This is a genomic window from Nitrospirillum karajorum, from assembly GCF_036348415.1.
Taxonomy (GTDB): domain Bacteria; phylum Pseudomonadota; class Alphaproteobacteria; order Azospirillales; family Azospirillaceae; genus Nitrospirillum; species Nitrospirillum amazonense_B.
Genome location: NZ_JAZBQB010000001.1, coordinates 70358 through 83772 on the forward strand (window position 1 = coordinate 70358; position 13415 = coordinate 83772).

Sequence of the window (13415 nt, forward strand, 5' to 3'; positions counted from 1 at the left end):
GATGGTTGACATGGGTACTACGGTCTTAATCGTCGATGACAGCAAACTAGCGCGCATCGTTGTCGGTAAGGCTTTGGCGGCGCTGCAACCCACGTGGGCCAAGATCGAGGCGGGCAATGCCGATGAGGCACTGGCCGCCTTGCGAGACAGGCAGGTGGATTTGGCCGTCCTGGACTTCAACATGCCCGGCCGTAACGGTTTGGAATTGGCTGAACAGATGCGACACCGCTATCCAGACATGCCGATCGCGTTGGCCACCGCCAACGTGCAGGATGAAGTGGTGGCCCGTGCCCGCGCGGCCAACGCCACCTTCGTCAGCAAGCCCATCACGGAAGACGGCATTCGCGATTTCGTTGCCGGCGCGGCGTTGAAGCTGCGCGCGGTGCACGGATGACCCATGACTCCCAAGCCTTGGATGAGTTGGAAAACGATGCGCTGACCGAACTGGTCAACATTGGGGTCAGCCGTGCGGCCGTTGCCTTGCGCAAGATGGTGGGCAGTCCGGTCACCCTGTCGGTGCCATCGGTGGAAGTGGTGGGGCGCCGGGTGGCCGCCACCCTGATCCGGGAGCGGGAAAGCGACCCGCTGATCGCCGTGCGCCAGGACTTCGCGGGGGCGTTCAGCGGCCGCGCCTTACTGATCTTCCCTGAGACCAACAGCCTGGAACTGGTCCGCGCCGTCACCCACGACGAACTGTCGGGTGCTGAGATGTTGGACATCGAGGAAGAGGCGCTGGCCGAAACGGGCAACGTCGTCCTCAACGGCTGCCTGGCCACCATGGCCAATATCCTGCAACGGCCCCTGGCCATGTCGTTGCCCCAGGTGTTGCGTGGCGATGGCCAGATTTTGTTCGAACTTTCCGACAAGCCGGACGACGATGGTGTTGTCCTGTTCCTGTACATAAATTTCGCCATCAGCGGCCGGGACATTCGCGGCTATATTGCCATGCTGATGGATCTGCCATCGCTGCAGTCCCTGAAAGAATTGATCGGCGAATTCATCACGCGGGTGGTGGGAACGGACGGCGATGCCCGTTGACGTCTTCGCCGCTGACTTTGAGGCAAGGGGGCGCGCATGAGTGGCCGAGCGGAGGCATTGGTCATGATGGAGCGTGACAGCGGCGTGCCGCCGGAACTGCGCGCCCTATGCGGCCCGCTGCTGAATACGCTTGTCCAATCCGGCATGGCCCTGACCATCACCGACCATCGCCGCCCTGGAGAGCCGCTGGTTTTCGCCAATTCGGCCTTCGAGCGGCTGACCGGCCACGCGGCCGGGGACTTGGCCGGTCGTCCTTTCGGTTTCCTTGCCGCCGCCGATGCCGACCCCGCTGTCCTATCCGGGATCGAACAGGCCTTGGCAGCCTGCCGGGCCTTGACCGCGGACCTGCGGGTGGTGCGCCAGGACGGCAGCGTGTTCTGGGACCGCGTGTGCCTGACCCCGGTGTTGGACGGGCAGGGTACCGCGCCCTACGTCCTATGGACCCATTCCGACCAGACCCTGGAGTTGGCCCGTCTGGAGGTGGAGGCCGATCTGGCGGCCAGCCGGCAGGCCTTGGCCGACGCCAAGGAACGGGCGCGCCTGGCCCAGGTGGTCGGGGGCACGGCCGGCGCCTGGGAATGGGACGTCGCCGCTGGGCGGCTGTATGCGGACGCCCGCTTCGCCGAGTTGTACGGCCTGGATCCGGTTGAGGCCGGTAACGGCCTGCCCACCGACACCTTTTTTGATTCCATCCACGCCGATGATCGCATGCGCATCCGCATCGCCGTGGCCGGGGTGATGCACGGCGCCGACGTTTTCGCCAAGGATTACCGGGTCGTGGGCCGCGACGGCGCGGTGCACTGGGTGTCCGCCCGCGGCGGTGCCGACCGTCTGGCCGATGGAACGGCATATCGGTTCCGGGGCGTGCTGGCCGATGTCACAGAGCAGAAGCGGGTGGAAGAGCAGCTGCGCGTCGCCCAGACCGCCGGCGGCGTGGGCACGTTCGAGTACATCAGCGGCTTCGGTACCGTTTCGGTATCGGAACAGTTCTGCCTTTTGCTGGGCCTGCACCCCACCACGGCGCTTCCGGTGCGCACCGTCAATGCCGTGGTCCATCCCGACGATGCCCCGCTGATCACCAGCCTGGACGGTGGGGAGACCGCCCCGCCGTATCGTGAGTTTCGCATCCGGCGCCCCGACACTGGAGAGATCCGGTGGCTCGCCCAGCGGGGAGAGCACCGGCGTGATGGTCAGCGGGACCGCGATGGCCGCCAAGGGACGGGCAGCCGCTTCATCGGGGTTATTTATGACATCACCGCGTCCAAGGACGCGGAGGAGAAGCTGCGCCAGTTCGCGGAGACGCTGGAGGCGCGTGTGGAGGAGCGGACACGGGAGCGTGACCGCGTCTGGAACAACTCCCGCGACCTGCTGGTGATCATCGGTGCGGATGGCATCTGTCGGGCGGCCAGCCCCTCCTGGACGGCCATCCTTGGTTATGACGTGGAGGAAGTGAAGGGCCGGCGGGTGCAGGGCTTCGTTCATTCCGAGGACCTGATCCTCACAGAGGATGCGCTGAACGGCGCCACCCATGACCAGAACCTGACCAATTTCGAAAACCGTCTGCTGCACAAGGACGGCAGCCTGCGCTGGGTTTCCTGGAACACCTCGAAGGAGGGCGACCTGGTTTACGCCTACGGTCGCGACATCACCGAGGACAAGCAGCGCGCCGACACCTTGCGCCAGACCGAGGAACAGCTGCGCCAGGCCCAGAAGATGGAGGCCGTGGGCCAGCTGACAGGCGGCTTGGCCCACGATTTCAACAACATGCTGATGGGTGTCATCGGCGGCCTGGATATCGTGCGTCGCCGCATTTCCCAGGGGCGGTTGAGCGACCTGGACCGCTTCATGGACGCGTCCATGGCCTCCGCCCAGCGGGCAGCCGCCTTGACCCATCGCCTGCTGGCGTTCTCCCGCCAACAATCGCTGGACCCGAAGCCCATCGACGTCAATGGCCTGGTGCGATCCATGGAGGATCTGCTGCGCCGCACCTTGGGCGAACAGATCGAGCTGCGCGTCGGCATGGCGGAAAACCTGGTGGCGGCGCGCAGCGACGCGAACCAGTTGGAAAGCGCCATCCTGAACCTGGCCATCAATGCCCGCGACGCCATGCCGGACGGCGGCATCCTGACCATAGAGACGGGGCGGGCCACGCTGGACCGGGCCTACGCCGCCCGCCATGACGGGCTGACGGCAGGGGACTACATCATGATCCGGGTCAGCGACACCGGCATGGGGATGCCCCCGGACGTGGTCGCCAAGGCCTTCGATCCCTTCTTCACCACCAAGCCCATCGGCCAGGGAACCGGCCTGGGGCTGTCCATGATCTATGGCTTCGTCAAGCAGACGGGCGGCCACGTACGCATCGACAGCGAGATGTGGCGCGGCACGGCCATCACCCTGTACCTGCCGTGCGACGGCGGGGACGACGCCCATGAGTCCGGCATGGCGGGCATGGGGGAGACCCCAGAAGGGGCGGGGGAGATCGTGCTGGTGGTCGAGGACGACGAGTCCGTCCGCCTGTTGGTTCTGGATGTGTTGCAGGAGCTGGGCTACACCGCGCTGCATGCCGCCGACGGACGCGGTGCGTTGAGCGTCATCGAATCGTCCAGCCAGATCGATCTGCTGATCACGGACGTGGGCCTGCCCGGCCTCAATGGACGCCAGTTGGCGGAGATCGCGCGGCGGCGACGGCCGGATCTGCCGGTGTTGTTCGTCACCGGCTATGCCGCCAATGCCGCCGTCCGCGGCGATTTCCTGGACGAAGGCATGGACATGGTGATGAAGCCCTTCGCCATGGACGAGCTGGCGGCCAAGATTCGCGGCATCCTGGAGGTGCGGCAGCGTACTTTCTGAGCCTTCCCATTATAGCGCGCATAAACTTATTTCATGTTGCGCACAGGTTGCAAACTCGGCCTCTTTCCGCCATACCTTTGACGGGTAACGCGGGTATGGGGGACGAGATGCGCGGGAACGGGATGGTTTGGGCGACAGCCTTGATGATGCTGGCGGGGTGCGCCGCGACCGGGCAGGGCTCTGCTGTTTCGCAGTCCGGGGCCAACGCCACACCGGCACAGTTGTTCGCCCGCTCCCTGAACGCCGCGGCGGTCGCCCGGCCCGAGTTGATCGGTCCCGATCTGGTGCGGTTGGCCCCCGACAATACCCGGCTGACCTGGCGTGACGGTCCCCATGGCCGTCAGGTGCTGGTGGCGTCGACCATGGCGACGGCGGCCTATGAGAAATATTACGCCGGCAAGACGGGCGGCACGTCGCCCGCGAGCTGGGGGACTATGTGGGTCACGGCCGTGCCGCAGTTGCACGACTTTTGCGCGGGTGTCGCCGGTGACGCCACCGCCAAGGCGGACCGGGTGAAGCAGTATCTGGGCCTGGATCCCACCCGGGATTATTCGGAGGTGGTGGAGATGTGGGTGGCGCCGGAGGATTTGGCGCGTCCCTGTCCCGACACGGACGTCACGGCCGCCCACTGCACCCTCGATTCCTCATCCACCGTGGTCCGGCCCGAGTGTGCGGCGGGGGACGCCACCTGCCTGGAAAAGCAAGGCTACTGGGACTGGTTCGCCCGTAACATGCGCGTCAACTACGTGGAGGGCGGCGCCCCCTGGACCCGCCTGGGCTATACCTATGACTGGCATCCCCAGGCCGGCGCGCCGGATGGCGCCGTGCGGTACGGCGCCAGCGAGTTTATCCTGAAGCCCAGCCGTGCCTATGAGATCCGCGCGGCCTACACGCTGGGCGACTATTGCCGTAAACCCGGCACGTGAGGCGCGGCCGCGAACCTCATTCTGGCAGCAAGGGGGGCGCGGAACGGCGGGCGGTGAGCGTCGCGCCGATGGAGGCCGTCATGATGATGGCGATGGCCGCCCAGTGCGCGGGTGACAGCGCCTCCCCCAGCAGCAGCATGGCCATCAGCGCGCCCACCGCCGGTTCGGCGCTGGTCAGTGTGCCGAAGGTGGGGGCCGGCAGGCGCCGCATGGCGAACATCTCCAGCGTATAGGGCAGGGCGCTGGACAGCGCCCCGACCATGACGGCGCTGCCCAGGATGGCGGGCTGGAACAGGGTGGCGGCGCCGGTCTTGACCAGGCCCACCGGCAACACCAGCGAAGCCGCGACCAGGGTACCGATGGCCGTTACCTGGGTGCCATGGGCGGTCCCGACCTTCTTGCCGGTTACGATGTACAGCGCCCAGAACAGGCCCGCGCCCAGCGCGTAGGCGATGCCGCCCGGATCCAGTTCGGCGGTCGCCCGCTCCATAGGCAACAGCAGCGTCAGGCCCAGGATGGCAAGCCCGATCCACAGGAAGTCGGCCCAGCGGCGGGATGATAGCATCGCCAGCCCCAACGGCCCGGTGAACTCCACCGCGATGGCCACCCCGACAGGGATGGTCTGCAAGGACTGGTAGAACAAGGAATTCATACAGGCCATGGCGCCGCCATAGGCCAGAAGCGGTCCCCAGTCGGCCCGCGTCAGGCGCAACCGCCAAGGCCGCAGCAGCAGCGTCAGCAGGATCGCCGCCGTGGTCAGCCGCAGCGCGGTGGTGCCCTGTGCGCCCGTCAGCGGGAACAACGTCTTGGCGATGGAGGCGCCCGTGGTGACAGACACCATGGCGGCAAACAAGGCGGCCATGGGCAGGAAGGAGGTCAGACGGTTCAATCCCGTGGCGGGCGGGGGCAGGATGGCATCGTGGGACATGGGGGTAACCGAGAGACGAGGGCGCAAACGCAGGGTAGTATCCGTCATAGTTTAGCGGCCCTAGGCGCCTAAACGTGTCATTTATCGCTGTATCCTGATAATTTTTATCATTAGCCGCCTCTGTCAGAGGCCCAGCCGCGGATGCCCATGCCGGACCACGATCTGGACGCCATCGACCATAAACTGTTGGAGCAGTTGCAGGCCGACAGCCGCGTGCCCATGCCAGTTCTGGCGGAGCGGGTTGGGCTGTCGGGGCCCGCCTGCTATCGCCGTATTCGACGCCTGCGCGAGGTTGGCGCCATCGAGCGCGAGATCGCCATCGTCCGCCCGCGCACCTTGGGCTGGCCCCTGACCATGGTGGTGCTGGTGACCTTGGAACGCGACAGCGGGCGCGTCACCGACGCCGCCGGCGGCCATGCCATCGATCAATTCATGCGCAAGATCGCCACCGTGCCGGAGGTGGTGGAGGCCTGGTACGTCACGGGCGACCATGACTTCGCCTTGCGCATCGTCGCTCGCGACATGGAAGGATATGACGAGCTGACGCGGCGCATCCTGTTGGATGATGAGAACGTCAGGAATTTCAAGACCTTGGTCGTGATGCGCCAAGCCAAGGCGCTGAGCCCGGTGCCGGCCGAGAACATTGTCAGATAATTTTCCATAAGACTGCTTATCGGTTTTTCGTTTGTAGGCGCAAAGTTAAACTGTCAGACCAGAGCAAAGTAGAAGTGTCAGTCTCCTGGTTGGGTGGTGCCGGCTGGGAGGTTGGTGATGGGCTGGGTGGTGATGAGCGATCGGGAAGTTCGGCGGGTGGAGGTTCTTGGGGATGTGGTTGGCGGCCGTCTGACGGCGTCGTCCGCTGCGGTTGTTCTGGGCTTGAGCGAGCGGCAGGTATGGCGCTTGCTGCGGCGGTATCGGGATGGTGGCGGCGGCGCGTTGGTGCACCAGGCGCGCGGTCGCCCGTCGAACCATCGTCTGGATGGTGGGGTTCGGGAGCTGGCGCTGGAACTGGTGCAGCGGCATTACGGGGATTTTGGTCCGACGCTGGCGGCGGAGAAGCTGGCGGAGCGTCATGGGCTGGAGGTGTCGCGGGAGACGCTGCGGGGTTGGATGGCGTCGGCTGGGCTGTGGCGGTCACGAGCGCAGCGGCGGCAGTTCCACCGCCCTCGCCTGCGGCGGGAATGCCTGGGGGAGCTGATACAGATCGATGGCAGTGAGCACCGGTGGTTTGAGGACCGTGCTGGGCCGTGCAGCTTGCTTGTGTTCATCGATGACGCGACGGGTCGGCTGATGCAGTTGCGGTTTGTGGCGTCGGAGAGCGCGTTCAGCTACTTCGCGGCGTTGGAGGGGTACCTGGTTCGGCATGGTCGGCCGTTGGCGTTTTATTCCGACAAGCACACGGTTTTCCGGGTGGCGAAGACGGAGGCGCGGACAGGTCAGGGCCTGACGCAGTTCGGGCGGGCCATGGCGGAACTGGGGATTGAGGTTTTGTGCGCGAACTCCAGCCAGGCGAAGGGCCGGGTTGAGCGGGTGAACCGGACGCTGCAGGATCGGCTGGTGAAGGAGCTGCGGCTTGCCGGGATCAGCGATATGGCGGTTGGCAACGCTTTCCTGGAAGGGTTCATGGAACGCTTCAATGCCCAGTTTGCCGTGGTCCCTGCCCGGCCGGAGGATTTGCACCGGCCGCTGGGGGCTTTGGCTGAGCGGTTGGGGGACATCCTGTGCTGGCGGGAGCGGCGATATGTGGGGCGGCAGCTGACGCTGTCGTATGAGCGCCGGCGGGTGATGCTGGAAGAGACGGCGGTGACGCGGGGGTTGGTGGGGCAGTATGTGGACAGCTACGCCTTTGCCGACGGCCGGGTGGAGTTCCGCTGGCAGGGCGTTGCCCTGCCCTACACCGAGTTCGACAAGAGCCAGCGGGTGAGCCTGGGGGCGGTGGTTGAGAACAAGCGGCTGTCGGCGGTTCTGGCAGAGATTAAGACGATGCAGGACACCAGGCTTGCGCCCCAGGTGCAGACCCACAGCGAGCGCATCGGTTACGCCAAGACGGGGGGAAAGCCGGGTCGCAAGAGGGGCTCGACGTCGCTGCGTGTTGGGGGTGGCCGGTCCGCTGCGCCTTCGGCTCCGCTCCCCGCCCACCCCCAGCACTGACAGTTCTACTTTGCGGGACACCCTGACACTTCTATCCGGTTGAAACACCGTTTGTAGGCGGGTGGACTCAAAAACGAAGTGCGACTTTCCAACGTTCTCAGTGAGTTGGACAGGAGGTCGCAGATGGGGAATGCCACCGTCGTCACCTCCCCCACTTTGTGTGTCGGGTTCCCCCTGGCTGAACACCGGCAGCTTGCGCGAGCGTCGCGCGGACGGTTGCATGGTGTCGCTCGTTCCACTGGGCGCACCATAATTCTGCAACGGTCGCAATTATTTAATCATTTTTAAAAAATAAGTTATCGCCCGCCGCTTATACGTCCCGCGCATCGCCTACCCCCTCCTGACAGGATGAATTTGACGATGTCCCGGAGCGTTCTGCTGCGCCGCACCGCCGTGCCGCTGATTTTCTGCCTTGTTCCCTTCATCGCCCGCGCGGATGAGACGCCGGCAGCGGCGGATCAGATTCAGGAGGTGGTCGTCACCGGCTATGGCCATAGCCTACAGACGGCCAGCGAGGTCAAGCGCGAGGCGGATCAGGTGGTTGACTCGGTGTCGGCCGAGGATATCGGCAAGTTCCCCAACCAGAACGTGGCGGAGGCGCTGCAGCTGGTCACCGGCATCACCATGACCCGCAGCCGCAGCGAGGGCTTGGACATCGCCGTCCGGGGCTTCGCCTCCAACTTCCAGACCACGCAGCTGAATGGCCGCAGCATCGCGGTGAACGAGAATGTGGAGAACGGCGGCGTGAACGGCCGCCAGTTCCGCTATGACGTCCTGCCGTCCGAACTGGTGTCCCGCATCGACGTGCAGAAGTCGCCCACCGCCGACATGAACGAGGGCGCCATCGGCGGCAACATCAATGTCCTGACCTTCCACCCCTTCGACCTGGGCACCACCGCCAGCGTCAACGCCCAAGGCAGCTATTCCGACCTGCGCGACCGCATCGATCCGTCCGTGTCCGGCATCGCCTCCTGGGTGAACGCCAACCGGGACCTGGGCGTGCTGCTGGCCGCGTCTTATATGGAACGGTCGGTGCGGCAGGACCGCGAGTACAGCACGGGCTGGCAGATCACCAAGGCCTGGGATCCCTACTTCGGTGGTGACACCTGGACCCCCACCCGCATCCGCCCCACCATCGAGCAGGAGGATCGCCGCCGCTACACGGTCGATGGTGCCTTGCAGTGGCAGCCCAATGACCATTGGGAAACCAATGTCGACGTGCTGTTCTCCCGTCTCAAGGATAATTACGACGAGTACGGCATCGACTTCTATCCGGGTGACAGCGCGGTGAAGCCGGCGGCGGGCACCTTCACGGTCACTGACGGCACCATGGTGCGCGGTACCTTCAACAACGTCTTCACCATGGCGTCCCGCGAGACGTCTGGTCAGCGGCACGACCTGTTCGTCGCCGGCCTGAACCAGAAATGGACCGACGGTCCCTGGACGGTGGACGGCGATTTCTCCTACTCCTCCGCGCACAGCGTCACCGATGACCCCATCCACCGCAGCCGTTTGCAGGTCTACCTGCCGCTGACCATGGATTTCACCCGGGGGTACGAGGCCGCCTATGACCTGGTCACCCCGGTCAACCTCAACAGCCCGTCCAGCTTTGTCGGCCGCCGCCTGGAATACCGGGATGAGGACAGCAAGGATTACGATTGGGGTGGCCGCCTGGACGTCACCCGCGACCTGAACGTGGGCCCCCTGTCCAGCCTGGTGCTGGGTGGGGAATACCGGGAGCGGGAGCGTGACTATTTCCGCCGCGACCTGGTGAGCGAGGCGGGGGTCAAGGGTGTCGCCGGCGGGGCCTTCCCCTCCTCCCTTTTTGAATCCTTCCCTTATTCCGACTTCATGAGCGGCTTCAGCGGCAACTTCCCGCGCACCTGGCTGGTGCCCAACGGCCGTGCCTTCTTCGCCAACTACTTCGACAACTCGCTTCTGAACGCGCCGTTGACGGCTGCCGACCTGGCCAACGGTTTCAAGGTCACGGAAGAGACCCTGGCGGGCTATGGCCGGCTGAACATGAAGACGTTCCTGGCGGGTATTCCCCTGACCGGCAACGCCGGCGTGCGGGTGGTGGATACCAAGCAGGTTTCCAGCGGCTACGCCACCAACGGCGTCACCGCGACACCGGTGCGCTATGAGAAGAACTACACCGACCTGCTGCCAAGCATGAACCTGAAGGCCGACCTGACCGACGATCTGGTCTCGCGCTTCAGCGTGGCGCGGGTGCTGACCCGGCCGAACCTGGGCGACATCGCGCCGCGCCTCAGCATCTCCAACGACGCGCCGACCGGCAGCGGTGGCAACCCCAACCTGTCCCCGTACATGGCGACCCAGTACGACGCCACGCTGGAATGGTACTTCCGCAAGGACGCGTCGCTGACCGGCGGCGTGTTCTATAAGCAGCTGGACAGCTACATCACCGCCAAGAACACCCAGATCAACATCCCCGGCCGGGGTGACATCCGCATCACCACCCTGGCCAATGGTGGCAACGCGGAGGTCCGGGGCTTCGAACTGGCCTATCAGCAGGTCATGACCTTCCTGCCCGCCCCCTTTGATGGCCTGGGGCTGCAGGCGAACTTCACCCACGCCGACGTGACGACCCTGTTCGTCACCGGGACCCGCACCGTCCGTGACCAGCTGCCCGGCCTGTCCAACAACAGCTACAATCTGGTGGGCTTCTACGACTACGGCCCCTTCGGCGCCCGCCTCAGCTATTCCTGGCGCAGCGCGTACATGAGCGGGTTCGGCAACGAGGTCAGCTCCGACACCAATGTTGACGCCTACGGCACGCTGGACGCCAGCCTCAGCTATGCCGTGACGGACAACATCACGCTGACCCTGGAAGGCACCAATCTGTTGGGTGCCGCCCTTTACAACTATGGCAATACCCCCACCCAGGCGCGGGAAATCTACTACTACGGCCGGCGCTATACCGCCGGCGTCCGCGCCAAGTTTTAATCGCGCCGAGTTCTGACCGGCTGGCGTCCGGTCACGCCGCCCCCGTCATCGGGGGCGGCGCCCTGCCCTCGGCATAGGCGTCAGGTGGCCTTCGCAGCGTCAATCAGCATGGCGACGAAGGCGGTCACCTTGGCCGGCCTGTAGCGTGCCGGGGGATAGACGACGTAAATGCCGCCGGCGGGCAAGTCCCACTCCGGCAAAAGCCGCACCAGGCTGCCGGCCTTGAGATCCTCGGCAACCAGGTAATCCGGTAATATGGACATGCCCCCGCCGGCCCGCGTCGCCGCCAGAACGGCGGGCGTGATGTTCATGCTCACCGCGGCCCTCATGGGGACGGCACGGCGCTCCAGATCGTTGCGCGAAAAATGCCATAACAACGGATCGCGAAGCGCGGTGTTGGCGATGAATGGCCAGGAGGGCAGCGCGTCCGGATCCGTCGTGGCGACCTTGTCGGCCAAGCCCGGCGCGGCCACCAGGACTTGGCGGAACGCTCCGATGCGCCGGGCCTGCAGGCTGGAATCATCCAACCACCCTACCCGGATCGACAGGTCGATCTGTTCCTGGACCAGGTCCAGTTTCGCATCGGCGATGATCAAATCCACGGCGCAGGTTGGATGACGGGCGGTGAAACGGCCCACCAGCGGGGCAACGACGTTGCACCCGTAATCGTTGGGCGCCGTCACGCGCAATGTGCCGCTGGGGATGCTGTTCGACTGCGCCAGTTCGCTGAACGCGATGTCGGCCTCCCGCAGGATCATGACGCAGTGGGCATGCAGGGCGCGGCCCGCCGCTGTCGGCTCCACCCGCCGCGTCGTGCGGATCAGCAGGCTGGTCCCGACCTCGGCCTCTAGTCGGGCGACCTGCTGGCTGACCACCGTTTTCGTCACACCCAGCCGCTCCGCCGCCCGGGTGAAGGACCCGGTGTCGACCACCGCCGCGAAGTAGGCCAGGCGGTTGAGGTTGACCGCTTCCGGCATAGCCTGAACCCATATTGTTAGCTATTGACACACACTTTGTATCATTATCTCGACTTTCCGTTTCAATCAAAACTCCTATCCTGCGCGGAAGGAGACCACGATTGACCGCCGCAAAATTGACCGCCCCCATCCCCCTCACCTATTTCTTCGATCCCTTGTGCGGCTGGTGCTACGGCGCTTCGGCCGCGTTGGAGCAGATACGCGCGCGGCCCGATATCGCGCTGGTGCTGGCCCCCACCGGCCTGTTCGCGGGTGAGGACGCCCGCCCGCTGGACGACGCCTTCGCCGCCTACGCCTGGGCCAACGACCAGCGCATCGCCCGCCTGACTGGGGTGCCGTTCAGCGACCGCTATCGGACCAAGGTATTGGGTGACCGTCGTGCCTTGCTGGACTCCGCCCCGGCGACCTTGGCCTTGACCGCCGTGCATCTCACGCGGCCGGACCGGGAATTTGACGCGCTCAAGGCGATGCAACGGGCGCGCTATGTCGATGGTCGGGACAATACCGACTTGCCGATTTTGGCCAACATTCTGGCGGACCTCGGGCTGCATGAGGCGGCACGACGCCTGACGGCGCCCGATGAGGCGCTGGTGTCGGCCTATCACCAACGTATCGCAACCAGTCGCGCCGACATGCACGCCTTCAACCTTGAGGGGGTTCCCGCCCTGCTTGTCGGCGAAGGCTCCACCCGGCGACGCCTGAAGGCGGAGGCCCTGTTCGGTCTTGCCGAGACCCTGATCGCCGACATTCGGGGCATATAATGCGGACGGGCTTAAGTCGCCGCACCATCCTCGCGACCACCGCGGCGACCGCGGGTCTTGCCATCACGGGACACAGCCCCGCCCACTCAGGGACCACCCTCATGGCTCAGATTAAAAACGTTGTCCTGGTTCATGGCGCCTTCACCGATGGATCGAGCTGGACGGAGGTTATCGTCCGCCTTCAGGCCCTGGGCTATACGGTCACGGCGGTCCAGAACCCCCTCACCTCCCTGGCCGACGACGTCGCCGCCACCCGGCGTGTGTTGAAACGGCAGGATGGCCCGGTCGTCCTGGTTGGGCACAGCTGGGGGGGCGCGGTCATTACCGAGGCGGGCACCGCGCCGAATGTCGCCGCCTTGGTTTATGTTTCCGCCCTGGCGCCCGATCAGGGTGAGGCGGTAATGGATCTGCAACGCCATGGCCCTCCCTCTCCCGGGATGCAGGGGGCGAAGCCGGACGCGGACGGCCTGCTTTGGTTCGATCCCGCCGCCTTTCATGATGCGCTGGCCGCTGACGTGCGCCTTGAAAGGGCGCAGTTGCTGGCCGCCACGCAGCAGCCCGTGGCAGGGCGCTGCTTCGCGGACAAACTATCAGGAGCGGCTTGGCGCGATAAACCGTCCTGGTACCTGCTGTCCCAGGACGACCGGGCCCTGGCGCCCGAACTGCAGGCGTGGATGGCCCAGCGCATGAAGGCGTCGGTGGTGACTGTTCCCTCCAGCCACATGTCCCTGATTTCGCATGCCGACGACGTGGTGCGGCTGGTGGAAAAGGCCGCGCGGGCGGGTTAGTTGGATATGAGCACCGGGTCGCCGGC

General features: G+C 65.3%; 11 protein-coding genes. 9 read left to right on the forward strand and 2 right to left on the reverse strand.

Translation table 11 applies throughout. The annotated features are described in order from the left end of the window. Window positions 1-10 precede the first annotated feature (10 nt). From UCD39_RS00300 to UCD39_RS00315, 4 genes are all read left to right on the forward strand, one after another. Window positions 11-394, forward strand: coding sequence for a response regulator transcription factor (locus UCD39_RS00300; protein WP_330494171.1), 384 nt, complete (start codon window positions 11-13; stop codon window positions 392-394). After that, window positions 391-1038, forward strand: a complete 648-nt coding sequence (locus tag UCD39_RS00305) for a chemotaxis protein CheX (RefSeq protein WP_330494172.1) — start codon at window positions 391-393, stop codon at window positions 1036-1038. The genes UCD39_RS00300 and UCD39_RS00305 overlap by 4 nt, the downstream gene beginning before the upstream one ends. Window positions 1039-1074: 36 nt before the next feature. After that, window positions 1075-3891 (forward strand): hybrid sensor histidine kinase/response regulator, encoded by a 2817-nt coding sequence (locus UCD39_RS00310; RefSeq protein ID WP_330494173.1) that lies wholly within the window; start codon window positions 1075-1077, stop codon window positions 3889-3891. Between the two features lie 122 nt (window positions 3892-4013). After that, entirely contained in the window at window positions 4014-4817 is an 804-nt protein-coding gene (locus UCD39_RS00315; RefSeq protein ID WP_330494174.1) for a hypothetical protein, read from the forward strand. 16 nt (window positions 4818-4833) lie between these two features. On the opposite strand, the gene UCD39_RS00320 is transcribed toward UCD39_RS00315, so the two are convergent. Then, entirely contained in the window at window positions 4834-5745 is a 912-nt protein-coding gene (locus UCD39_RS00320) for an EamA family transporter (protein WP_330494175.1), read from the reverse strand. Window positions 5746-5892: 147 nt separating this feature from the next. On the opposite strand from UCD39_RS00320, the gene UCD39_RS00325 reads away from it, so the two are divergent. The 3 genes from UCD39_RS00325 to UCD39_RS00335 all read left to right on the forward strand — a co-directional run bounded on the left by UCD39_RS00325 (window position 5893) and on the right by UCD39_RS00335 (window position 10863). Next, window positions 5893-6399: an Lrp/AsnC family transcriptional regulator gene (locus UCD39_RS00325; protein ID WP_330494176.1), complete on the forward strand. Its 507-nt coding sequence runs from the start codon at window positions 5893-5895 to the stop codon at window positions 6397-6399. A gap of 117 nt (window positions 6400-6516) precedes the next feature. Then, window positions 6517-7896, forward strand: a complete 1380-nt coding sequence (locus UCD39_RS00330) for an ISNCY family transposase (RefSeq protein WP_442943531.1) — start codon at window positions 6517-6519, stop codon at window positions 7894-7896. A gap of 360 nt (window positions 7897-8256) precedes the next feature. After that, the gene (locus tag UCD39_RS00335) at window positions 8257-10863 is read left to right on the forward strand and encodes a TonB-dependent receptor (protein WP_330494177.1); all 2607 of its coding nucleotides are present in this window, start codon (window positions 8257-8259) and stop codon (window positions 10861-10863) included. Between the two features lie 80 nt (window positions 10864-10943). Here the strand turns inward: UCD39_RS00335 and UCD39_RS00340 are convergent, their stop codons facing one another. Next, window positions 10944-11840: a LysR family transcriptional regulator gene (locus UCD39_RS00340; RefSeq protein ID WP_330494178.1), complete on the reverse strand. Its 897-nt coding sequence runs from the start codon at window positions 11838-11840 to the stop codon at window positions 10944-10946. A 101-nt stretch (window positions 11841-11941) separates the two neighbouring features. Between UCD39_RS00340 and UCD39_RS00345 the strand changes: the two genes are divergently transcribed. Further along, a complete protein-coding gene (locus UCD39_RS00345) occupies window positions 11942-12601 on the forward strand; it encodes a DsbA family protein (RefSeq protein WP_330494179.1) in 660 nt (219 codons plus the stop codon). A gap of 101 nt (window positions 12602-12702) precedes the next feature. Next, window positions 12703-13389, forward strand: a complete 687-nt coding sequence (locus tag UCD39_RS00350; RefSeq protein WP_330494180.1) for an alpha/beta fold hydrolase — start codon at window positions 12703-12705, stop codon at window positions 13387-13389. Window positions 13390-13415: the final 26 nt, after the last annotated feature.

Coding starts and splice junctions, on each gene's coding strand:
- UCD39_RS00300 (WP_330494171.1), top strand. CDS start 11: ATGGGTACTACGGTCTTAATCGTCGATGACAGCAAACTAGCGCGCATC.
- UCD39_RS00305 (WP_330494172.1), top strand. CDS start 391: ATGACCCATGACTCCCAAGCCTTGGATGAGTTGGAAAACGATGCGCTG.
- UCD39_RS00310 (WP_330494173.1), top strand. CDS start 1,075: ATGAGTGGCCGAGCGGAGGCATTGGTCATGATGGAGCGTGACAGCGGC.
- UCD39_RS00315 (WP_330494174.1), top strand. CDS start 4,014: ATGGTTTGGGCGACAGCCTTGATGATGCTGGCGGGGTGCGCCGCGACC.
- UCD39_RS00320 (WP_330494175.1), bottom strand. CDS start 5,745: ATGTCCCACGATGCCATCCTGCCCCCGCCCGCCACGGGATTGAACCGT.
- UCD39_RS00325 (WP_330494176.1), top strand. CDS start 5,893: ATGCCGGACCACGATCTGGACGCCATCGACCATAAACTGTTGGAGCAG.
- UCD39_RS00330 (WP_442943531.1), top strand. CDS start 6,517: ATGGGCTGGGTGGTGATGAGCGATCGGGAAGTTCGGCGGGTGGAGGTT.
- UCD39_RS00335 (WP_330494177.1), top strand. CDS start 8,257: ATGTCCCGGAGCGTTCTGCTGCGCCGCACCGCCGTGCCGCTGATTTTC.
- UCD39_RS00340 (WP_330494178.1), bottom strand. CDS start 11,840: ATGCCGGAAGCGGTCAACCTCAACCGCCTGGCCTACTTCGCGGCGGTG.
- UCD39_RS00350 (WP_330494180.1), top strand. CDS start 12,703: ATGGCTCAGATTAAAAACGTTGTCCTGGTTCATGGCGCCTTCACCGAT.